A 22,714-nucleotide genomic window follows, 5' to 3' on the forward strand; every position below is an offset into this window, starting at 1 on the left:
CTCCCCAAGGAATGAGGGCGGCGACCTGTTGGTTCGCCGCCCCGACTTTGTATCAGAATTTGAACCGCACACCGGCGGTAAAAGCCCGCCCTACCGTGTCATAGGTGGAAATGATCGTCGGCAGGTTCACGCCCGGAATATCGGCGGCCACCAGCGGCGGATCGCGATCAAACAGATTGTTGATCGTGATGAAGGGTTCCAGACTGCCGCCCCAACCCTCGATCTTCTGGCTGATGGTGAGGTCGGTGTACCAGACCGAAGGTGCCTTCGCCCCGGAATAATTATTGTTTGGTTCGCGCGACCCGACCTTCACCGGGCCGGTATATTGTTCCGACACGAAGATGGTGAGGCCGCCGTCGCTCACATAGTTGAGGTTCAGCGTGCCGCGCCATTTCGGCCGGGCGATTGGGCCATTGTTGATGCCGTAGCCCGCCGAGTCATAGGCGGCGACCGCCGCGCTTTGCTGCGTCACATATTTGTCGAGCCAGCTGACATAGGCGCGGGCGCTGAAATTGCCGTTGCCAAGGCGCGTGGCATAGCTGGCGTCGATATCGATCCCTGCCGTTTCCAGCTTGGCGATATTGGCCGCCGCGATGCGGATCAGGCTGGGGAAGGCGGTCGGTGAGGGCCGGGTGATGAGCGCGCATTCGGGCGCCGACGCATTGGCGACGCAATTCTGCACGATCCGCGTGGTGTCGAGCGTACCGATGGCGCCGTCAATCTTCAGGTCGAAATAGTCCGCCGACAGGCTGAAGCCCGGCAGGAAGCGAGGCGTCAGCACGAAGCCGAAGGTCTTGGTTTTGGCCACCTCGGGCTTCAGCAGGCGGTTGCCGCCCGACACGGTGGAGACATTGCCGGTCTGGCCCGAAACCGGATCGGTCAGCAGGCCGATGCCGCTCTGGTCTCCTGCGAACAGGTCGAACAGGGTGGGTGCGCGAATGTCACGCGAGATCGTGCCGCGCAGCAATATGTCCTGCACCGGTTTCCAGGTGAGGCCGGCCTTCCATGTCTCGACCCGCCCGGATGTGCTGTAGTCGGTGACGCGGCCCGCGCCGTTCAGTTCCAGCGACTGGAGGAACGGCATGTCCTTGACGATCGGCAGGTTGATTTCGCCAAATGCTTCCTTGACCGTAACGCTGCCCTGCGCCTCGCCCACATTGGTCAGCCAGTAGAAGAGCGAGGTCGAGGATACGCCGCGCAGGCCCGCGAAATACGCGTCACGCTCGGCTGTGGTGTCGAGTAGCGAGGGGTCGCTGTTGCTGGTGAGGTCCAGCGACTGCTTGCGCCATTCGCCGCCGACCACGATGTCCACAGGGCCGCCGGGCAGTTCGAAGGGCGAGCCGGAAAATTGCAGCGCGGCGGCATCATGCTTGATCCGCGCGTCATAGGCCATGGTGCCGGTCGCATAGTCATAGCCCGGCTGGTTGGTATAGGCGTCACCGGTCAGGAAGATGTTGAGCGGCTGGCACCCGGCAAAGCGTGCACGGATGACCGGATCGGCGCTCAAGGTAGGACGACAGACGATATTGCCGTTGCTGTCGCGAACCGCATCCAGCGCGGCATAGGCCTTCTGATAATCATAGAGGCCGTGCTGGCGGACACTATGCTTGGAATCGCCATGGGTGTAGTTGACCGACCATTTCCAATTGTCGCCCAGACTGCCTTCAAGGCCGGTCGTGACCATCCAGAAATCGGTGCGTTCACTGGTGAAGGGTTTCTTCTTGCCGTCGCCCGAATATTTGCCGATATTGAATTGCTGGCCGGGCGCCAGTGCTGCCTCGATCACCGCCGGGATGAAAGGATTGCCTTCGAACACCGGCGCATTCTGGGTGCCGACCCAGGCATTGGACTGGCTGACATAGCTGAGATCGCTGCGGGTGAAATTACCCTGGACGTAGAAGTTGATGTCGTCCGTCACATCATAGCTGAACCGGCCGAAGCCCTGATAGGTACTCAGCGGCGCCACCGCACTGACGTCGGATGGAATGACGAAGCCGTCGCCGCCAATATTGAATGCCGCCGTGCCTGTAGCGGTGCCATTATTGAAGGGCCGGATCGTGCCGTCGCCGTTGATCTGGTAATTGGCGAAGGGACCGTCCAGTATCTTGCCATTGTCGCTGGCGAAGATCAGGTGGATATTGTCCTGAAGAGCGCGTGGATTGGCGTTGGAACCGGGCGTTGCCGCGCTGCCGGGAACGCTGCCGACATAGACATAGTTTGCATTGCCGCCCTTGCGATCGGACCGCAACATGCCGTTATTGTTATAATATTCGCCCGACAGCAGCAGATGGCCGCGTCCGCCGAACAGGTCCACGCCCCCGGCAAGGCTGATCCGTTGATTGCCATTGTCGCCGCGCTGCGACACGCCGCCCTGAACGCTGCCGGTGAGGCCGGCGAACTTGCGGTTGAGGACGAAATTGACCACGCCCGCGACGGCATCCGATCCGTAAGCGGCAGACGCGCCCGCGGTCACGATATCCACCCGCTGGAGCAGGGCGTTGGGAATGACATTGGTGTCGACCGTGCCGACATAGGTGGTCGGCGGCACGCGCACGCCGTCGAACAGGATCAGCGTGCGGTTTCCGCCCACACCGCGCAGATTGAGCACATTGCCATGGCTCGCGCTGTTGGCGAAATTATGCGAGCTGCGCGAAGGGCTGGAACTGTTCTGGAACTGGGGCAGCTTGTTGAGTGCGTCCGGCACGTTGGTTGGTGTTGCCTTGACCAGATCCTCTGTCGTGGCGACCGTCACCGGGGTCGGCGCGGTATAGCCATCGCGCACGATGCGCGATCCGGTGACGATGATGTCCGACGTGCTGGCGGGAGCCTCGCTCGCGGTTTCGCTATTGGTCGACTGCGACGTGTCCTGCGCCAGGGCAGCGGTGCTGAGCGCCCAGATACTGACGCCGATACAGGCGGCGGAAGCGACGGAAAGTCTCATTTAGTGTCTCCTCTACCCGCAATTGATTATCATTTAAAAATATACGGCGGTGCATGTTTGGCTATCGACGAAAAAAGTGCATGTCAATGCATAATTGGGATTAATCCCAATCCGCGGTGGCAAGATTGGATCGGAAAATATCGATGGATTATTGACGGCCGTTATTCCATCGTATAATCCCGATGGATGGAAACCGAAGCGGCATTGTCCATCCTCGCGGCGCTCGCGCATCCCACTCGTTTGTCGACCTTTCGGCTGCTGGTTCGACATGAGCCCGAGGGATTGTCGACCGGGCAACTGGTGGAAGCAAGCGGGCTGACCCAAAGCACCTTCTCCACCCATCTGGCAGTGCTTGTGAAGGCTGGACTGGTCATTCCGGAAAAGCGCGGGCGCCAGCTAATCCAGCGCGTCAGCATCGATGTCCTGCGCGGCCTCATGCTCTTCCTCGCCAGGGACTGTTGTCAGGGTCGTGCCGAATTGTGCGATCCGCTGCTCGCCGAACTTAGCTGCTGTTGAAGGATCGCCCATGACCGACGTCATCATCTACCATAATCCCGATTGCGGCACGTCCCGCAACACGCTCGCCATGATCCGTAACGCCGGGATCGAGCCGCACGTCGTCGAATATCTCAAGACGCCGCCCTCGCGCGCGATGCTGATCCAGCTGATCGCGCGGGCCGGCATCACCCCGCGCCAGCTTTTGCGCGAGAAGGGCACGCCCTTTGCAGAACTTGGCCTTGGTGACGAGGGCGTGAGCGATGCCGCGCAGATCGATGCGATGATCGCGCACCCGATCCTCATCAACCGGCCGCTGGTCGTCACGCCGCTTGGTGTAAGGCTATGCCGTCCGTCGGAGGTGGTGCTCGATATTCTCCCAACACCGCAACAGGGAGCCTTCGCCAAGGAGGATGGTGAGCAGGTCGTCGACGCCGACGGCAATCGCGCCCAGCCAGCGTGAACCGCCGGACGATTTCTGCCGAGGCGCTGGGCAGCTTCCTGTTGTTCGCGACCGTGATCGGTTCGGGCATCATGGCCGAGCGTCTGGCGGGCGGCAATATCGCCATCGCGCTCCTCGGGAACACGCTGGCGACCGGGGCGGTGCTGTTCGTCCTCATCACGATGCTGGGGCCATTGTCGGGAGCGCATTTCAACCCCGCCGTGACGCTGGTCATGCGGTTGCGCAGTCATATCCGAACCGACATGGCTGTGGCCTATGTCGTGGCGCAGCTTGTGGGCGGCATCCTTGGCATATGGGTCGCGCATTTGATGTTCGACGTGCCGATCCTTCAGCTGTCGCAAAAGGTTCGCACCGGCCCCGGCCAGTGGTACGGCGAGGCGGTCGCCACCTTCGGGCTGGTTCTCACGATTATCGGAACGGCGCGAATGCGGCCCGGCGGCATCGCGGCCAGCGTCGCGCTCTACATCACCGCCGCCTACTGGTTCACCTCATCCACCAGCTTCGCCAACCCCGCCATCACGATCGCCCGATCCCTGAGTAACAGCTTTGCCGGCATCGCCCCGGCCTGCGTGCCGGCCTTCATCGCGGCGCAACTTGCCGGCGCGATCGCCGCCCATCTGGTGGGCAGGATCGTCTTTGACCCACAAGAGGAACCCGCATGATCCGCGTTCGCGTCCTGCCCGACCCCGGTCATCTCCCTGCGCTGGATCGGGCGTTTGCGATCACCCGACCGGCGCTCGGCCTTGGTGACGAACAGCCGCCGCCCCGCATCCTGCTGCTCTACGGTTCGCTGCGGGAACGGTCCTTCTCCCGGCTGGCGGTCGAGGAAGCGGCGCGTCTCCTGCAATTTTTCGGCGCGGAGACCCGCATCTTCGATCCGGCCGATCTGCCGCTGCCCGATCAGGTCGCCAGCGACGATCATCCCGCCGTGCACGAACTGCGTGAACTGTCGATGTGGTCGGAGGGGCAGGTCTGGTGCAGTCCCGAGCGGCATGGCCAGATTACCGGGATCATGAAGGCCCAGATCGACCATCTGCCACTGGAGATGAAGGGATTGCGCCCGACACAGGGGCGTACGCTCGCCGTCATGCAGGTTTCCGGCGGTTCGCAGTCGTTCAACGCCATCAACACGCTCCGCCTGCTCGGCCGCTGGATGCGGATGTTCACCATCCCCAACCAGTCGTCAGTCGCCATGGCCTACAGGGAGTTCGACGAGGCGGGGCGCATGAAGCCGTCCAGCTATTACGACCGGATCGTGGACGTGATGGAAGAACTGGTGCGGATCACCGTCCTGATGCGTCCGCATGGCGCTCAGTTGGTTGACCGCTATTCGGAACGCAAGGCCTCCGGCACCCTGATCGATCTGTCGGCCAATCGCGCCAGGGCGACCCTTACGGATAGGGAATGACCGCTTATGGGTGCGCCATTCCCGTCATGCCGGATGAAACCAGGCTTTCTCCCGAGATATCCTTGATCGACCGTGCACCTGACAGCGTCATCGCGACGCGCATCTCGCTGGCGATCAGGTCGATCAGATTGGCGACCCCCTTCTCGCCTGCCGCCGCCAGCGCGTAGATATAGGCGCGACCAATCAGGACCGCATCCGCGCCCTGCGCCAGCATCCGCACGACATCGAGACCCGAGCGGATGCCGGAATCGACCAGCAGCGTCAGGTCCCCCTTCACCGCGTCGGCGACCATGGGAAGCGCCCGCGCCGTCGACAGCACGCCATCAAGCTGCCGTCCGCCATGATTGGAGACGACGATGCCGTCCGCGCCGAAGCGCACGGCGTCGCGGGCGTCCTCCGGGTCGAGGATGCCCTTCAGCACCATCGATCCCTTCCAATAGTCGCGGATCCACTGGAGGTCGTTCCAGCCGATCGACGGATCGAAATTGGCGCCCAGCCACCCGACATAGTCCTCAAGCGCGATCTTTCGCTTCAGATAGGCCGACACATTGCCAAGATCATGCGGGCGCCCCATCACCCCGACGCTCCACGCCCAGCGGGGATGGAGAACAGCCTGCATCATGCGGCGTTGAGCGGCACGGGCCCCCGACATGCCCGAATGCGCGTCACGGTAGCGGGCGCCCGGGACCGGCATGTCGACCGTGAAGACCAATGTCCGCACGCCCGCGGCCCAGGCACGCTCAAGCGCGTTTTTCATGAAGCCGCGATCCTTGAGGACGTAAAGCTGGAACCAGATCGGCCGGTCCACCTTCGGCTGGACTTCCTCGATGGGACAGACCGAAACCGAGGACATGGTGAAGGGAATGCCGCGAGAGGCTGCGGCCCGGGCCGCCTGCACTTCGCCCCGGCGCGCATACATGCCGGTCAGGCCGACAGGGGCCATCGCCACCGGCAGGGCGAACGGTTCATCGAAGACGCGGGTGGACAGGTCGACCTCGCCAACCGCCTTCAGTACCCTTTGCTTCAGGGCCAGATCCTGAAGATCCTCCTGATTGCGGCGCATCGTCTGCTCCGCATAGGCGCCGCCATCGATATAGTGGAACAGGAAGGGCGGCAGACGGCGCCGGGCCGCTTCGCGATAGTCCGTGGTGGATGCGACGATCATGACTGAGCCTCCGGGCGGAATTTGCCTCAACGTCTGTAGGCCGGTTCACGACAAAGAGAAGATGCTCGCGATTTTTCAGGTCCTATTGGCACCATACGCGTCAAGCTGGGGGATATTCCTTCCTGTTCGGCTCACCCGCTTGCCTTCGGCGGCGGGCGGAATATTCTGCGTCGCTGATGCTTGACGCCAGCCATCTTGCACTCGCCTATCTGCTGGCGGAATGGGTCATTCGTGTGGCCATGATCGTGTTCATTCCGTTGCGCCGGCCGCCGGAGGCCGCGCGGAGCTGGCTGCTGCTCGTCATGTTCATGCCGGTTCCGGCGCTGATCCTTTATCGGTTGATCGGGCGGCCCCGCTTCCCGCAATGGCGGCATGAACGGTTCAGGCACAGCATCGCCTGTCGGGATGCGGTCGCAAAGGCCTTGCCCGCTCCGGCATCCAGCGCCAGTGCGGTCGAGACGCTGGCGTTGCATCTTGGCGGATTTCCCGCCTGTATGGGGAACAGGCTCCGCCTGATGACGGAATATGACGCCGCGATCGAGGCGCTGGTCGCGGAAATCGGCCGGGCGGAAAGGCACATCCACCTTCAGACCTATATTTTCGCCAGTGACGATACCGGCCGCGAGGTGACGCGCGCACTGGGCGCCGCCGTTGCGCGCGGAGTGACGGTGCGCGTGCTGGTCGATGCGCTGGGTTCCCGGCCATGGGCACGACAAAGCATGGCGATGTTGCGGAAGGCGGGGGTGGACGCGCATCTGATCCTGCCGATCCGCTTCGCCTCCCTGCGCCGTGCGCGCAGCGACTTGCGCAATCACCGGAAACTCAGCCTGTTCGACGGGCAGCTGGCCTTCATCGGGTCGCAGAATATCGTCGATCGGGATTTCAAACCGGGAATCGTCAACGATGAACTGGTGGCGCGGATCGAAGGGCCGGTGGCCGCAGCCTGCGAGGCGGTGTTTGCCAGCGACTGGTATCTGGAGACGGAGGAGGAACTGGCCGTGCCAGCGGTGCCGCTGCCCTGCGGCCCGGCAGTGCTTCAGGCGATGCCCAGCGGCCCGGATTACGGCACGCCGGGTTATGAGCGGCTGCTGGTCGATCTCGTCCATCAAGCGAAGCACGATGTCATCATCGTTTCGCCCTATCTCATCCCTGACGAGGCGTTGCTGACCGCGCTCAAAAATGCTGTTGCCCGCAATGTGACGGTGGATCTGGTCGTGTCGAATGTCGTCGACCAATATCTGGTCGGGCTGGCGCAGCGATCCTATTATGACGAACTGCTGCGATCGGGTGTGCGGATCTACCGTTATCGCCGCAAGCTGCTCCATGCCAAGAGCGTGACCGTGGACGAGAGCGTCGGGATCATCGGGTCGAGCAATGCCGATATCCGTTCCTTCATGCTGAATGCCGAGATCAGCCTGATCATGCATGCAGGCGAGCAGGTTGGAGCGCTCAAGGCCATCCACCGGCATTATATGGGCAACAGCGACCCGCTGGATCTCGCCGTCTGGCGGGCGAGGCCGGGCGCGTCCCGCCTGTGGGAAAATCTCGCGCGGCTGGTCAGTCCACTGCTTTGACCCGGCGCCAGCGCAGGATCAAGGCGGGCAGGAAGAGGAGGCTCATCACCGTGGAACTGACCAGCCCGCCAAGGATCACCACCGCCATCGGCCCCTGAATCTCGCGCCCGGCCTGCCCGGCATCGATGGCGAGCGGCGCAAGGCCCAGCGCCGTGACGAGTGCGGTCATCAGGATCGGCGTCACCCGCTCCCGCGTGGCGCGCAACACCGTTTCCGCCGACCAGTCCGCGCCCTCCGCTTCCAGCAGGTGGTCCGCATGGGACAACAGCAATATGGCGTTGCGCGCGGCGATACCGAACAGCGTTACGAAGCCCACCAGCGCACCCAGCGACAGCGTGCCGCCGGTCAGCATCACCGCGATGACCCCGCCCGTCAGCGCGAAGGGCGTGCCTGACAGGATCAGCGCGGTCGGTCGACTTCCACCAAAGGCCAGTGTCAGCAGCGCGATCATCGCGATGGCGGCAAAGCCGACATTCAGCAGCAACTGGCGCGAAGCTGCCGCCTGCCCCTCCGCCGCGCCGGCATAGTCGAGATAGACGCCAGGGGGCAGATGAACGTCGTGCGCGATCCGGGCCTGCGCGTCGCGGACAAAGCCGCTGATGTCCGATCGCGTGGGATTGACGGTCACGACCTGCCGCCGCTGGCCGCCCTCATGCACGATGGTGGATCGGCCTTCCTCTTCCCGGATGGTTGCGATGGCGTTGAGGGGCGTAGTGGTGCCGTCGCCGGAGCGGACCAGCATCGCGCCGATGCTTTCCGGGTCCTGCCGCAGGGCCGGGGGCAAAGCGAGGGCCAGGTCGATCGTGCGGTCGGCCTCGCTGGTCTGGGCGACAACATGTCCCTGGAAGGCGATCTCCACCGCGTCATAGGCATCGGTGGCGGTGATGCCGTGCTGAGCCATGCGGTCATGGTCGAGCCGGATGCGCAGCACCGGCGTCCCGGCAGGCGCCTTCACCTGCACATCGGCCGCGCCGGGGACCTGCCGCACCGTCTGGGCTATGGCCTCAGCGACGCGGTCGAGCGTATCGAGATCGGCGCCATAGACGCTGATCGCCACCGCCGCCGTCTCGCCCGACAGGCTTTCGCCGATGCGGTCGCCCAGGAAGGTCAGCACCTCGGTCTGCATCCCCGGGTAATGGGAAAGGACGTCGCGAATAGCTGTTTGCGCGGCTTCCTCGCCCGCGCCGTTGACGGGCTTCAGCTTGAGGTGGAATTCGCTGTGATTGGGGAGGAAAGTGTCCTCGCCCGCCTCGGCCCGGCCGATCTGCTGCGTCACCGTAGCGACCTGCGGCAGCGCCAGCAGATCGTGCGAGATACGCGTGCCGGTCCGCTTCATCCAGTCCATCGATGCGCCGGTCGGGCCGACCACCTGCAAGACATAATGCCGTTCGCGAAAGGCGGGGAGCAGTTCATTGCCCAGCGACAGGAACAGGAGCCCGCCGATGATTCCGGTTATGGCAGTGGCCATGGCGATCGGGCGCGGATGAGCGGAGAGGCGGCGCACCAGCCCCTCATGACCCGCCTTGATGCGAGTGATGAAGCGCGGCTCCTCACCATGGGTGGCGTTGCCCAACAGGAGGAAAGCCAGCGCCGGAGTGACGCTGACCGCCATGAGCAGCGACGCCAGCACGGCGAGCGCGAAGGCCAGTGCCAACGGCCGGAAGAAGGCGCCTTGCAGTCCGGTCAGCATCAGGATCGGGACCATGGTGAGCAGCAGCACCCAGGTTGCATAGACCACCGGCGCGCGCACCTCGACCGACGCCGCCTCCACCACCGCTGAGCGCGGCATGTCGGGCGGGGCAAGCCGCAGGCGGCGGGCAATATTCTCTATGTCGACGATGGCGTCGTCGATCACCACGCCCAGCGCCACGGCCAGCCCGCCAAGTGTCATGGTGTTGATCGTCTGGCCGAAATGATCGAGCACCAATATCGCCGCCAACAGCGACAGTGGAATCGAGAGGAAAGCGATCAGCGCGACGCGCAGGCTGCGCATGAAGGCGATCAGAATGAAGCCGATCAGCAGTCCGCCGATCAACAGGTCATGGCGGATGCCCCCCAGCGCCGTCTCGATGAAATTGGCCGGGCGGTGGAGCGCGGGATAGAGCGTCACCCCCTGCGCTGTGAGGGCGGGGCGCATGTCGTCCAGCGCCTTTTCCACCGCCAGCGTGGTGTCCAGCGTATTGGCGCCATATTGGCTCGACAGCGCCAGCAGCACGCCGGGTTTCCCCATGATCAGCGCGTCGCCAAATTGCGGCGCGGGCGCATCCACCACATCGGCGACGTCACCCAGCCGCAGCGATCCGCCATGCAGCGGCGTCAGCACCGAATTGGCGAGGCTCTTCGCCGTGACACCGCCATTGTCGGGCTGGACCAGGATGCGCTGGTTCGGCGTGTCGGCAAAGCCGCCGCCACGTACGGCGGCGCTCGCCTGAACGGCGGTTGAAAGATCGTTGATGGACAGGTCGCGGGCGATGAGGTCGGCCGGGTGGACGCGGATCTCGATCCGCCGTTGCGCTCCGCCGAAGACGGTGGCCCGCGCGACACCCGGCACGCTCAGCAGTCGCTGCCGCACGGTCCATTGCACCAGATCGCGCAGCGCCATGGGTGTGAGCCGGGTCGATGTGAAGCCGATCTTCAAAAGGTCCATGGTGGACGATGTGAGCGGTGTCAGCGTTGGCGTGCCGACCCCGGCGGGCAGGCGCGCGGCAGCATCGCCCAGCGCTTCGGCCACCACCTGCCGGGCGCGATAGGGGTCCGATCCTTCCTTGAACACGACGGTGATGACCGACAGCCCCTGAATCGATTCCGATCGCACCGATTCCACGCCATTGGCGCCGTTGATGACGGTTTCGAGCGGGCGGGTGACGAGTGCCTCCACCTGATCGGGGACGAAGCCGGGCGCCTCGGTCTGGACGGTGGCCTGCGGCGGGACGAAATCGGGAAAGACATCATAGGGCGCCTTGCGCAGCGACAGGCCGCCGATCAGCAGGAGCAGCAGCGCGGCGGTCAGCACCATCCAGGGATGGCGGACGCTCTGGCGGACGACATAAGTGAGCATGATGTCAGTCGTCCTCGCCCACGGGTTCTCCGCCGCGGTCGATGGAAAGCAGCACTCCAAGGCCACCCGAGGCGATCCGGTCGCCCGGCTTGACGCCGCTGCGCGCGAACCAGCCCTGCGCTTCTGCCCTTGCATCGGTGAGTTCGATCCGGCGATAACCGCCGCCTGGCTCGACGCGATAGACCCAGAGGCCGCCCTGATAGCGGATGATCGCCTCACGCGGGACCAGAACGCCGTTCTCGCTGGTATTGGCCGCCATGGTGGCGGGGAGCACCCGGCCCGAACCCAGTTCCCGCGCCAGCGGGCCGTGGATGATGGCCAGCGATCCGGCGCTTTGCAGATGTGTGTCGGCGGTGGCCGCTGGCCCCAGCAGGCGAACGGTCGTCTCGCCGATCCGCACCAGTGCACCGGGTGGCGCAGCACCGTCGGCAAAATCGACGCGGATCAGGCTGGCCTGCCCGGCGGTGGCGGCGTGGAGCAGGTCGCCTAGCGATTTCAACGACAGCCGTGTCAGACCCGGGCCGAATTCCAGCCCGATCCGCTGCTTCGCCGCGTCCAGACGCGCCCGGTCCGCCACCGCCTGCGCGCGGGCCAGTTCCACGGCATGGGCTGAAGCGCTCTGGTCGTCGCCGGCGAGTGCGCGTTGCCGCTTATAGTCGGCGTCGGACGTGGCGCTGGCCGCTTCGGCACTGACGATCTCGCTCTGGATGGCGGACAGCGTACTGATGTCGAGTGCGCGGGCAAGGCCCTGGCGAACCGTCGCCACCTGTGCGGGCGCGAGCGGCACCATGGCGATGCCTGCCCGTGTCGCCTGCGCCTTGTCGAGCATGACCACGCCTTCGGGCGCGGCGGGCGCAGCGGCCTTGACTCCGGCGGCATCGTCATCGTCCTTGCCTGTGGTCAGCGACGGGAAAGCGATGAACAGGGCGCCTGCGAGAGCAGCGCCTACCAGCCCGGAAGCGGCGGCGAGGAACAGCGGTTTCATGGATTCGGCTCCAGCGCGCCGGGGTTGAGCATCAGTTCGGGTCCTTCCAGCGGGCGGCGCAAGGCATCCTCCAGCGCCGCGTCGGCGGCATGGACGCGGGCAAGCGCGGCAAGTTCAGTGAGTTGCGCCTGCGGCACGCCGCCCTGCGCGGCGGCCCAGTCGGTGCGGTCGATCTGCCCCCGGCGAAATTGCGCTTCGGCCTGCGCGGCGAGGCGGCGGGCGATGGGCAGGTCGGCCTCGCGTACCCGCGCCAGCGCCGCGCGGGCGAGGCGGCATTCGCTGATCGCGCTGTCCAGCCCCGCATTGGCGGCGGCGACCACCGCCTCCAGCTTGCGTCCGGCCTCCGCGCGCTTGCTCTGCGCGGCCGCGATGGCGTGGCGGTTGAGGTCGAGCGGTGGCAGCACAAGGCCGACCGACAGGGGCAATTTGGTGAGGCCCCGTTCCCAGGTGTAGCCGGGCGTAATGCTGATCGCGGGATATTGTTTGGCGACTTCGCCGCGCAGGTCGCTTTCCGCCTGATCATAGGCAGCGATGGCCTTCAGCACATCTGCCCGCGCCACCGTCGCACCGGAGCGGTCGCGGACGACCTCGTTTCCCGTGGGATCGGGCGCGGGGTCGTCGAAGCCGGACCAGTCGAAAGCGATCGATCCCAGCGCCTCCACCGACAGGCCGATGGCGGCGGCGAGCGCCTGCCGGGCGGCGGTAACGCGGCCGCGCGCATCCTCGACCGACGCCGCCGCGCTGGCGACGTCCGCCCGGACGCGTTCCAGATCGGCGCGGGAAACTGCGCCTGCCTTCAGGCGCTTTTCCATCGCCGCCTGCTGCTGGTTGCGGAGGGCGAACAGGTGTTCCCCCGTCTCTGCCTCGCGCGAGGCGATCAGCATGTCGGCAAGCGCGCGGCGCGCCTGCATCCGTGCTGCCCAGAGCGTGTCGGCATAGTCATAGCGCGCAATCGCGACGGAGAGGGCGGCGCTGGTGATCCGTGCCGTGCGCCGTCCCCCGATATCGAGCGGCACGTCGACGGCGCCGCCCAGCAGCCAGGGTGAACTGGTCGATGGATCGTTGGCATATTCGCTGCTGAGCGTCAGCGTCGCGCCCGGGGCTTGCCGGGCCGCCTTTTCCTGCGCCCTGGCCGATGCAATGGCGGCGCGGGCGGCGGCGACATCAGGATTATGGATGAGCAGCGCCGCCATCACTGAAAGCCGAGTCCAGCGCGTGGCGTCATAGGGAGCGGTCGCTGCGATTCGAGCCTGTTCGATGCGCACGGCTTCCGGGTCGGCGGATCGCTGCTGGCGCGCGACAGCCATTGCTGCCGCATTCACCGGCGCGGGGTGATAGGACTGGCACCCGCCAAGAGGGAGCGCGACCAGCGCCAGCATGGCAAGGAAATTGGGCCTGCGGATCATGGGAAGGGCTTTAGGGCGGCGCCGGACAAGTGCCTAATTGCAATATGGTAAGGTTCAGGCGGAGCAAGTCGAACGCCGGCCAGCCCTTCGTTTGTCATCACAATCCGGAGCGTGGAGGCGTCTCCTCAGCCGCTGCTCCAGCTATGGTCAAGCGGTTGGGACCGGCGGCAGAAATCGCGTGAAATTGCCGCCGGTCATGGCTTTGTTTCCCTTAGAAGGTGAGCGTGATGTCGCCCGTGACCGAACGACCGGGCTGGTAGAAATACTGGTCATAGGGCCGGTAAGTGATATTTGGCGTCACCGTCTTGTCTACATAGTCCTTGCCCGCATTGATGTTGGTGAGGCGGGTCGAGTCGAACAGGTCATTCACCTCCAGACCGATCCGCACCGGCCCGATCTGGTAGCGGGCCGACAGGATGGCCGTGTTGTAGCCGCCGATCCGATAGCGCGGATCGCCGTCGCCGGTAGCCGACTGCGGGCCGGTATATTTGTCGATCAGCGAGAAGCGGATCGGTCCGCTCTTGAACAGCACGCCTCCTGCGGCCGTCCAGTAGGGCGCATTGCCGAGCTGGAGGTGTGGCGACCCGTCATTGTTGGTCTTGGCATAGTTGCGCGAAGCATTGGCGAACAGCGCCAGACCGTTATTGAAGGCGTAGGTGGCCTGGCCTTCGACGCCCTTGTAAACGGCCTTGCCTGCGTTGATGTACACCGTGCCTTCGCTGGCCGGGGCAAACGGATCGGTCGTGACCTTGTTGCGGAAGTCGATATAATAGACGTCGGCGTCCAGGCTCAGATGCGATCCGTGATAGACCAGGCCAGCCTGATAGTTGGTCGACTTCTGCGGCGCCGCCGTCGAGAATTGCGGATTGGCGACATACAGAACGCTGAGCGGCGGGGCGAGGAAACCCTTGGCGAATTGGGCATAGGTCGAAAGCTGGTCGGTGACGGCATAGTTTACCGTCAGGAACGGCAGGTCCGCCTGATAGTCGCCGCTGATATTCTGGGCATAACGCGTCGTCTGATTATAGGCGGCATTGATCCGCCGTTCGAAATCGACATGCTTGAAGCCGGGCGTGATCGTCAGGCCCGGTAGCGGACGCAGTTCCAGTTCGGTGAACAGCTCATAATGATTGGTGTGGCTGTCCTGGTCGAACTTGATATTTGCCGGTGTCGCCACGCCGGTCACGGGATTCTTGACGGCCTTTTCGGCATAGTTGGGCGACATGGTGACAAGATCGACGTCGCGCTGCTGGCGATAGGTGTTGGCGCGTTCGATCCACAGGCCCGCCGTGACCGTGGCGAAATCAGTCAGCTGGATGCGTGCCTTGGCGATGTCGCCCCAGACGCGATATTTGTTGGTCTTGGTATAGCCTGGCACGCCGAAGACCGACTTTGCGCCGGGCGTCAGGACCACGGCATTGGCCTTGGCGATGTCGGCGGCCGAAGTCGGCGTCGCGGCGGCGAACAGGGTCACGTCATTGCCGCTCAGCGTTTCATTGTCATAGCTGTAGGTATAGGCACGGTTCTCGAAGGTGGAGTTGGGCGCAATATTCGCCTCCAGCTTCACGATCTCGAAATCGGTCGTTTTGTGGGTGTGGTTATAGCCGTAATAATTCTGGCTGTTGGGATCATTGTTCAGGCTGAAATTCTTCCCGTACAAGGCGATCTGGCCCTGCGTCGCTCCATCCTTGTCGGGCTGGTTGAACCTGTTTTCGTTGTAGGTGCCGAGCAGCGTCAGTTTCACGTCCGGACTGATCGGGATCATGATCTTGCCGAAGATATTGTTCGACCGGAACGGGCTGTAGGTGCGGGCGCCGTCGGATTCGATATGCTGACCCGACAGCATGATCTGCGTGCCGCCCAGCTTCTCGATCGATCCGCTTTGCAGCACTGCACGGGTCAGCCAGGTGTTCCAGCTGCCGTAGCTTCCCTTGAGCTCTGCGCTCGCATCCTCGCGGGTGGCGCGGGAGAACATGTTCATGCTGCCACCGAAGGTCGCAATGCCGAGGTTCGAGGCGTTGCCCGGGCCGCGATCGACCACCAGCGTTTCGATGGTGTTCGACGGGAAGAAGGTGTTGCTGTGGTGCGATGGGTCATTGGTGTCGCCGAAGGGCACGCCATCATAGGTGATATTATATTCGGCATCCTGAAAGCCGCGGATCTGCGCCTTGGATTCCGAAAGGCCCGCGCCGTTGACGCCGCCGAAATTGGACACGCTGGGCGAAATCAGCGCGATCTGGTTGAAGTCGGCGGTGGCGGGCAACGAATCCTCGATGAAGGAACGCGAGATGATCGCCTGCGGCTGTGTCGCCTGGAGCGAGGCGGTGACGGGCGCGATCTCGTTCACCTTGGTCGCGGTGACCAGGATGTTGGACCCTTCGGCAATCGCCTGGTCGGAGCCGGCGGCTGGCGCCTCGGCAGCAAGGGCGGCGTTGGCGGCAATGAATGGAATGGTGGCAATCGTGCCAAGCAGCAGCGCCCGGCGCAGGTTAAGCATGGTCATGAAACTCGTCCCCTTTTTCCCGCCATCTTGGCGTTGCGGGGCGAGCTATGGGGCAGCCATGACGGATCGATGACGATTCCGTAACAGTTCAAAGTGTGGGAAAATGTAAGCTTCTCTGTGGGCGTCCATGCCCTTAAAGTTCCCGCATCGGTCGCGGATGGAGCCTGGAACTTGCACATTTTGGTGGTGGAGGACGATCCCGACCTCGCTTCGTTCATCGCGGCGGGGCTGGGCCGGGCCGGGCACGGAGTCGAACAGGCCTTCAGCGCCGAGCAGGCGGCGGAGCAGGTCGAAGTCGATGTTTTTGATGCGGTGATCCTCGACCGGATGTTGCCGGGCATGTCGGGGCTGGATCTGCTGCGGCAATGGCGGGCGCGGGGACGGCGGGTTCCGGTACTGCTGCTGACCGCGCTGGACGGTATCGACGACAGGGTGGAGGGGCTGGATGCGGGCGCCGATGATCATGTTGGCAAGCCCTTTGCCATGAACGAACTGCTGGCGCGGCTGCACGCCATTGTCCGGCGTGCGCAGGTGCCGGAACCGGGCGCACGGATCGAACAGGGGGATCTGGCACTGGATCTGCTGCGGCGCGAACTGCGCTACAAGGGAAAGCTGGTGGCGCTCCAGCCGCGCGAGATGCGGTTGCTGGAGGAATTGATGCGCCAGTCGGGCGAGGCAGTGACGCGGGCCATGCTGCTGGAACGGGTGTGGGGCTTCACCTTCGACCCGCAGACCAGCATCGTCGAAACCCATATGAGCCGCCTGCGCTCCAAACTAACGGACAGCGGCGTACCGGCAGCGATCGAGGCGGTGCGCAATGTCGGATATCGGCTCGTCATGCATGGCTAGGTTCCTGCGGAGCGCGGCTTACCGCATTGCCCTTGTCTATGCGCTGGGCTTTGCCGCCGCGACGCTGTTGCTGGGGATCGCGGTCATCCTGTTCGCCCACGCCGCCTTCATGCGCCAGTTGGAAGCGCAAATCGTCGAGGATAGCGGCGCGCTGGTCGCGGAATTCCGGCAGGAAGGACATGAGGGGCTGAACTTCGCCATCCGCGAGCGGGAGGCGGGCAATACGACCAACGAACTGCTCTATGCTGTGTTTGCGCGGGACGGCCGGCGCATAGCGGGCGGACTGCACGCCTATCGGCCGCCCGTTGGCTGGAGCGACCTTGATTTCCAGGACAGGCTGGAGGGGCCGGATGTGGCTCGCGCCTGGGCGGTTGACCTCAACGACGGCACGCGGCTGGTGGTCGGTGCCGACCGATCCGTGGTCGATCGGGTCGATCATATGCTGGGCGGCATCTTCCTTGCCGCCTTTGCGGTGGTGCTGCTGCTCAGCCTGACCGGTGCGCTGCTGCTCGGCGCCTATCTGCGTCGCCGTCTGTCGGCGATCAGCCGTGCCGCGGACAGCATCATGGCGGGCGACATCAACCGCCGCGTACCGGCAAGCGGGCGGCAGGACGAATTCGATGCGCTCGCCCATTCGCTGAACCAGATGCTGGACCGGATCACCGGCCTGCTCGAGAATCTGCGTCAGTTATCGGGGGACATCGCCCATGACCTGCGCACGCCGCTGGCGCGGCTGCGCAACCATCTGGAAGATAGTCTGGATGCGGCGGACGATCCCGTGCGGCAGGGCGAGCGGTTGTCCTCCGCGCTGGAGCAGGCGGACAAGGTGCTGGCGCTGTTCGCCGCGATCCTGCGGATCAGCGAGATTGAGGGGGGGCGGCGCAGGGCCAGTTTCCGCACCGTCGACCTGTCTATGTTGGCGGCGGAGATTTGTGAAACCTATGCGCCTGCGGTCGAGGAGGGGGGACGCAGGCTCCGCTGCGATGTCGCGGCCGGAACGAGCGTCCACGGGGACCCGGAACTGTTGGCGCAGGCGATCATCAACCTGCTCGACAATGCGCAGGTGCATACGCCCGAAGGGGCCTGCATTGATTTCCTGCTGGAACGGGATGCGAATAGCGTGCGCGTCATGGTTCGTGACGATGGGCCGGGCGTGCCGACGGAAGCCCGCGATGCGATCTTCCGCCGTTTCGTGCGGCTGGATCGCGGCAGGAATGTACCCGGCCATGGCCTGGGATTGAACATGGTGGCCGCAATTGTCGCAATGCATGATGGTCGAGTGGAAATCGGCGACAACGCACCGGGATTGAGGATCGGTTTCCTGCTTCCGGCCGGGATTTAGGAAGAGGGCCACAACGCAACCCTCTTCCCATGGACCTCACCTCATCGTCGGAATGACGAAGCTCTGGTCGACCACCGCGCCGCCAGTTGGCCAGCGCTGGGTGATCTTCTTGGTGCGGGTGTAGAAACGCACGCCGTCCATGCCATATTGGTCGAGATCGCCGAAGCCCGAGCGCTTCCAGCCGCCAAAGCTGTGATAGGCGACCGGCACCGGGATCGGCACGTTGATGCCGACCATGCCGACTTCGACATCGGCGGCGAACTTCCGGGCATAATCGCCATTGCGGGTGAAGATGGCGACGCCGTTGCCATATTGATGTTTGCTCGGATAGCTCAGCGCCTCCTCGAAGGTCTGGGCGCGCAGAATCTGGAGCACCGGGCCGAAAATCTCGTCCTGATAGCTCTTCATCTGCGGCGTTACCCGGTCGATCAGCGTCGGCGCCAGGAAGAAGCCTTCCTCATAGCCCTGAAGGGAGAAGCCGCGACCGTCGACGACGATTTCCGCGCCTTCGTCTGCGGCCATCTGGATATAGCTTTCCACGCGGGCCTTGTGCTGGCCGGTGACGAGCGGACCATATTGCGCATCAGGATCGGTCGGGGTGCCGGGGCGCAGCGTTTCGATGGCGCTCACCAGCTTGGCGCGGAAGGCATCCGCCGTTGCCTCGCCAACCGGCACGACCACCGGGAGCGCCATGCAGCGTTCGCCCGCCGAGCCATAGGCGGCGCCCACGATGTCGGCTACCGCCTGATCCATGTCGGCGTCGGGCAGAATGATGCCGTGGTTCTTCGCGCCGCCCATGGCCTGCACGCGCTTGCCGTTCTGCGCGCCGCGCGCATAGACATAATTGGCGATGTCGGACGAGCCGACGAAGCTGACCGCCTTGATATCGGGATGGTCGAGAATGGCGTCGACGATTTCCTTGTCGCCATGCACGACGTTCAGGATGCCGGCGGGCAGGCCGGCCTCCATCGCCAGTTCGGCGAGGCGCACGGGGACCGACGGGTCGCGTTCGGAGGGCTTCAGGATGAAGGCATTGCCGCAGGCGATGGCCATGGCGCTCATCCAGAGCGGGATCATCGCCGGGAAGTTGAAGGGCGTGATGCCCGCCACGATGCCCAGTGGCTGGCGCATCGAATAGACGTCGATGCCGGGACCGGCGCCTTCGGTATATTCGCCCTTCAGCAGATGGGGGATGCCGCAGGCGAATTCCACGACTTCCAGGCCGCGCTGGATATCACCCTTGGCATCCGCGATGACCTTGCCATGTTCGGATGAGAGCAGATGGGCGAGATCGTCCATATTCTGCTCGATCAGTTCCTTGAAGCGGAACAGGACGCGGGCGCGGCGCTGCGGGTTCATGGCGGCCCAGGCGGGCTGGGCTTCACGGGCGGAATCGACGGCCTTCTGGAGATGCGCGGGATTGGCCAGTTCGACCTGCGCTTGGACCGTGCCCGTCGCCGGATCGAGCACGTCGGACAGGCGGGCGCCGGGAAGGGGCGCAGTCTTTCCGTGGATATAATGGGTGATGGAACGCATATTTACCTCTCCTGCCGATGAGACAGGAGCAATAATAGCCGCATCGGCTTTGCACTTATACAGACATGACGGCACATTGGTTGTGCAAAAATACAGGTCCTGATGGACGGCCGCCCCGCTTGCCGGGGCGGCCCCGTCTATTACCGCACCACGGCGCGGGTGTAGAGATGCCAGGTCGCATAGCCCAGCACCGGCAGCACCACGGCAAGGCCGACCAGCGCCGGCAGCGCGCCCAGGAACAGCAGCGCCACGACGATCACGCCCCAGGCCAGGACCGTGACAGGATTATGCCACGCCACGCGGAAGGATGTGCGCAGTGCCACGCCCCAGCTCACCGGCCTGTCCACCACCATCGGGAAGGACACGACGCTGGCCGCCAGCGTGAGGACCGCGAAACACAAGCCGACCAGATTGCCGATGACGATCATCTGCATGCCTTCCGCCGTGCCGAACACCGCAGACAGGAACGCGCCCGAGGAGGACACCGAACCCGGCACATTTTCCAGCGTCACATGGTAGATCAGCCAGGCCATCGCCATCCAGCCGATGAACAGCATGGCGGTGACGCAGGTCAGGTCGAACACCGCCGAGGTCCCGGGCTTGCGTACGACATCCATGAAATGGCGCCAGCGGGAATCCAGTCCCGCCTCGCGCCGCCGCGCCAGTTCGTAGAAACCGCTGGCGAAGGCCGGTCCCAGCAGCACTGAACCGGCTACCAGCGGAAAGACGAGGGGCATGATCGACATGCGGCTGGCGGACATGATCGCCAGCAGGACGATGACGGGATAGACGAAACCGATGAATACCAGATCGCCGCGCTTGGCGAGGAAATCGTCCCAGCCCTGGCGCAGGGAAATACGCAGATCGTCGAAGGTGATGGTACGAATGGCAATATCGTCCCTGGCGGACGCCACAGGCGACGGATGGGCAATGGCCATGGTTCGCTCTCCTGACCGAACGCCATGACGCGCTATTGCTCTGCTTTGGTCCTCTGTCGGGACATGCCCGTCCTTTCGGGGCGAACATCTCTCGGCATGAGGGAGCGCCTCATGGCCAATGGCGGGCATCCTACACCCGGATTGTCGGGCTTGCCAGCCCTTTCCTGACAGGATGACGAAGCGCTGTTTCTCCGGATCGGAGGGACTGACCCGGGCCGTTCGTCCCGCTGCATTTGTTCTTCATCGCAAAGCCGGTTGCATCGGTTCCGCTCTTGGAATTGGGGAGCCGATGTGGAACAGCGTGCTCTTGATCGCTGGAAGAGAAACCGGAACATCATGCCGCTGCCGAGCCGATTGACGACCTTATCCTGGGCTTGCGGTGCGGCGAGCGTCGCGCTGTCGGCTGCATCGGTGCAGGCGGCCAATCCTGCGCCTTTTGAACTGAGCGGGCCGGAGTTGCGCGTCACGGTGACGCGGGGCAAGGATATGCTGCCCATTGCGCAGGTGCCGAGCCTGGCCGAAGGCGACAGGCTTTCGGTCAAGGCCGATCTGCCGGAGGATCAGGGTGCGCGCTTCCTGCTGCTTTCGACATTTTTGCGTGGCGCGACCAATCCGCCGCCCAAGGATTGGGTGAAGGCGGTCGAAACCTGGAAGAAGAAGGAAAAGGACAACAGCCTTACCCTGATCGTGCCCAAGGGCGCGCGACAGATGACCCTGTTCCTGGTGCCCGACACCGGCGGTGCGGAGGGCGCCATCGTCAACGCTGTGCGCGGTAAGCCGGGCGAGTTCACCCGCGCGACGCAGGAGCTCAACCAGGCTTCGCTCGACCGATCGCGGCTGGATGCCTTCATGGCGGCGATCCGGGCACAGGAAAACATCCATCCTGAATATCTGCGCTCGGTCGCCCCGGCGCTGGCGCACAGCCTGTCGATGAAGCTCAATGACGAATGCCTGTCCAAGGTGGTCGAGCTTCAGGCGAACTGCCTGCTCGAAAACCGGGAGCAACTGGTGCTGGCGGATGTGCACAGCAGTTCCATCGCCGAAACGCTGACCGGCGCGCCGACCGATCTGGCGTTGCAACTCAGCTCCACAAGGGAGGCGGGCTATGGTTTCTACAGCCCCTATATCGGCGTGGTGCGCGACGTGGCGAAGATTTTCGGCGCCTTTAGCAGTCCGGAATTCGACTATCTGCCGACGATCAGCGTGCGGCGCGATGCGTCTGCTTCGTTGTTGCTCAACAAGGCGCCGTCCTTCCGAAAGCCCAAATCGGTGCTGGTCGTCGGCATGCCCTCCATCGAGGCGGACAGCCCGCCCCGCCTGCGCAGCACCGCCAATGGCCCGATCTGCGCCGCGCGTCCGGGCCTGGTGCTGCCGGTCGAGGGGGCGCCGCTCATCTATTCCACCGCTTATGCGCGGGACATGATGGTGAAGCTGACCGCCGGGACCGGCGAGACGATCGACTTGCCGGTCGAGGCGCGGGCGGATCGTGGCGGCTATGTGGTGAAGAGCAGCGACCCGCTGCCCGCCGCTTTCAAGGGCACGGTGAAGGGACATCTTTACGGTTATTGGGGTTTCGAGCGTTTCAATGGCCCCGATTTCACACTGCAACTTCCCGGAGATGCGCCGTGGAAAGTGGCGGGTGAGGTGCCCGCCCTGGTCATCGGTCGCGACAATGCGCTGACCCTGACCGGCGATGCGCCTGCCTGCGTCGAGGGCGTAGCGCTGCGGCAGGGGGATGGCGCGGCGCAGCCGCTGCCCTGGAAGGTGCAGGGCACGGATCAACTGCTGCTGTCCCTGCCGCTTGGTGAACGCAAGCCCGGCGACATCAGGGTCGAGGTTAAATATCAGGGTGTCGCGGCGCCCTTGGTGGTGCCGCTCAGGGCCTATGTGCAGGCGAGCCGACTGGACAGGCTGAGCCTGCATGCCGGGGACGATTGGGCGATCCTGTCCGGACAGCGGCTGGATCAGGTCGCTGGCGTCGAATTGTCGGGCATGACGCTGCAACCCGATGGACTGGTGCGCGACGGGTCGGTGGACCGGCTGCGGCTGGC

16 protein-coding genes (1 of these 16 only partly in view) are annotated in these 22,714 nt (G+C 64.3%); 8 read left to right on the forward strand and 8 right to left on the reverse strand.

What is annotated here, in order from left to right; all coding sequences use genetic code 11:
• Window positions 1-52: 52 nt before the first annotated feature.
• Entirely contained in the window at window positions 53-2,941 is a 2,889-nt protein-coding gene (locus tag HUK73_RS22875; protein WP_176594093.1) for a TonB-dependent receptor domain-containing protein, read from the reverse strand.
• A gap of 186 nt (window positions 2,942-3,127) precedes the next feature.
• Between HUK73_RS22875 and HUK73_RS22880 the strand changes: the two genes are divergently transcribed.
• Genes HUK73_RS22880 through arsH form a run of 4 tightly spaced genes read left to right on the forward strand, consistent with a single transcriptional unit; the run spans window position 3,128 to window position 5,307 of the window.
• Entirely contained in the window at window positions 3,128-3,457 is a 330-nt protein-coding gene (locus HUK73_RS22880) for a helix-turn-helix transcriptional regulator (protein ID WP_176594094.1), read from the forward strand.
• A gap of 10 nt (window positions 3,458-3,467) precedes the next feature.
• Window positions 3,468-3,899: an arsenate reductase (glutaredoxin) gene (arsC, locus tag HUK73_RS22885; RefSeq protein ID WP_176594095.1), complete on the forward strand. Its 432-nt coding sequence runs from the start codon at window positions 3,468-3,470 to the stop codon at window positions 3,897-3,899.
• On the forward strand, window positions 3,896-4,561 hold the full coding sequence (locus HUK73_RS22890; RefSeq protein WP_176594096.1) for an MIP/aquaporin family protein: 666 nt from the start codon (window positions 3,896-3,898) through the stop codon (window positions 4,559-4,561). Before arsC ends, HUK73_RS22890 begins: the two co-directional genes overlap by 4 nt.
• Window positions 4,558-5,307 (forward strand): arsenical resistance protein ArsH, encoded by a 750-nt coding sequence (arsH, locus tag HUK73_RS22895; RefSeq protein WP_176594097.1) that lies wholly within the window; start codon window positions 4,558-4,560, stop codon window positions 5,305-5,307. The genes HUK73_RS22890 and arsH overlap by 4 nt, the downstream gene beginning before the upstream one ends.
• Window positions 5,308-5,311: 4 nt before the next feature.
• On the opposite strand, the gene lldD is transcribed toward arsH, so the two are convergent.
• Window positions 5,312-6,472, reverse strand: coding sequence for an FMN-dependent L-lactate dehydrogenase LldD (gene lldD, locus HUK73_RS22900; RefSeq protein WP_176594098.1), 1,161 nt, complete (start codon window positions 6,470-6,472; stop codon window positions 5,312-5,314).
• A gap of 176 nt (window positions 6,473-6,648) precedes the next feature.
• On the opposite strand from lldD, the gene cls reads away from it, so the two are divergent.
• A complete protein-coding gene (gene cls, locus HUK73_RS22905; RefSeq protein ID WP_176594099.1) occupies window positions 6,649-8,046 on the forward strand; it encodes a cardiolipin synthase in 1,398 nt (465 codons plus the stop codon).
• Here cls and HUK73_RS22910 read toward each other — a convergent pair.
• From HUK73_RS22910 to HUK73_RS22925, 4 genes are all read right to left on the reverse strand, one after another.
• On the reverse strand, window positions 8,030-11,104 hold the full coding sequence (locus tag HUK73_RS22910) for an efflux RND transporter permease subunit (RefSeq protein WP_176594100.1): 3,075 nt from the start codon (window positions 11,102-11,104) through the stop codon (window positions 8,030-8,032). The genes cls and HUK73_RS22910 overlap by 17 nt on opposite strands.
• Window positions 11,105-11,108: 4 nt before the next feature.
• Window positions 11,109-12,089, reverse strand: a complete 981-nt coding sequence (locus HUK73_RS22915) for an efflux RND transporter periplasmic adaptor subunit (protein WP_176594101.1) — start codon at window positions 12,087-12,089, stop codon at window positions 11,109-11,111.
• On the reverse strand, window positions 12,086-13,495 hold the full coding sequence (locus HUK73_RS22920) for a TolC family protein (RefSeq protein WP_176594102.1): 1,410 nt from the start codon (window positions 13,493-13,495) through the stop codon (window positions 12,086-12,088). Before HUK73_RS22920 ends, HUK73_RS22915 begins: the two co-directional genes overlap by 4 nt.
• A gap of 211 nt (window positions 13,496-13,706) precedes the next feature.
• Window positions 13,707-15,998: a TonB-dependent receptor gene (locus HUK73_RS22925; protein ID WP_176594103.1), complete on the reverse strand. Its 2,292-nt coding sequence runs from the start codon at window positions 15,996-15,998 to the stop codon at window positions 13,707-13,709.
• Between the two features lie 171 nt (window positions 15,999-16,169).
• Here HUK73_RS22925 and HUK73_RS22930 point away from each other — a divergent pair, with 171 nt between their 5' ends.
• Both HUK73_RS22930 and HUK73_RS22935 read left to right on the forward strand, forming a co-directional pair.
• A complete protein-coding gene (locus HUK73_RS22930; RefSeq protein WP_176594104.1) occupies window positions 16,170-16,847 on the forward strand; it encodes a response regulator transcription factor in 678 nt (225 codons plus the stop codon).
• Window positions 16,840-18,189 (forward strand): ATP-binding protein, encoded by a 1,350-nt coding sequence (locus HUK73_RS22935; protein WP_176594105.1) that lies wholly within the window; start codon window positions 16,840-16,842, stop codon window positions 18,187-18,189. The genes HUK73_RS22930 and HUK73_RS22935 overlap by 8 nt, the downstream gene beginning before the upstream one ends.
• 36 nt (window positions 18,190-18,225) lie before the next feature.
• Here HUK73_RS22935 and HUK73_RS22940 read toward each other — a convergent pair whose 3' ends face one another.
• Together HUK73_RS22940 and HUK73_RS22945 are read right to left on the reverse strand one after the other, a co-directional pair.
• Window positions 18,226-19,725 (reverse strand): CoA-acylating methylmalonate-semialdehyde dehydrogenase, encoded by a 1,500-nt coding sequence (locus HUK73_RS22940; protein WP_176594106.1) that lies wholly within the window; start codon window positions 19,723-19,725, stop codon window positions 18,226-18,228.
• A 140-nt stretch (window positions 19,726-19,865) separates the two neighbouring features.
• Complete coding sequence (locus HUK73_RS22945) at window positions 19,866-20,663, reverse strand: DUF2189 domain-containing protein (RefSeq protein WP_176594107.1); 798 nt, start codon at window positions 20,661-20,663, stop codon at window positions 19,866-19,868.
• 336 nt (window positions 20,664-20,999) lie between these two features.
• On the opposite strand from HUK73_RS22945, the gene HUK73_RS22950 reads away from it, so the two are divergent.
• On the forward strand, window positions 21,000-22,714 hold the 5' portion of the coding sequence (locus HUK73_RS22950) for a hypothetical protein (RefSeq protein ID WP_176594790.1). 676 nt of this gene lie beyond the right edge of the window; 1,715 of the gene's 2,391 nt are visible here — the first part of the coding sequence; its start codon is at window positions 21,000-21,002; its stop codon lies beyond the right edge, outside the window.

The organism is Sphingobium sp. EM0848 (assembly GCF_013375555.1).
In the GTDB taxonomy this organism is placed as follows: Bacteria; Pseudomonadota; Alphaproteobacteria; order Sphingomonadales; family Sphingomonadaceae; genus Sphingobium.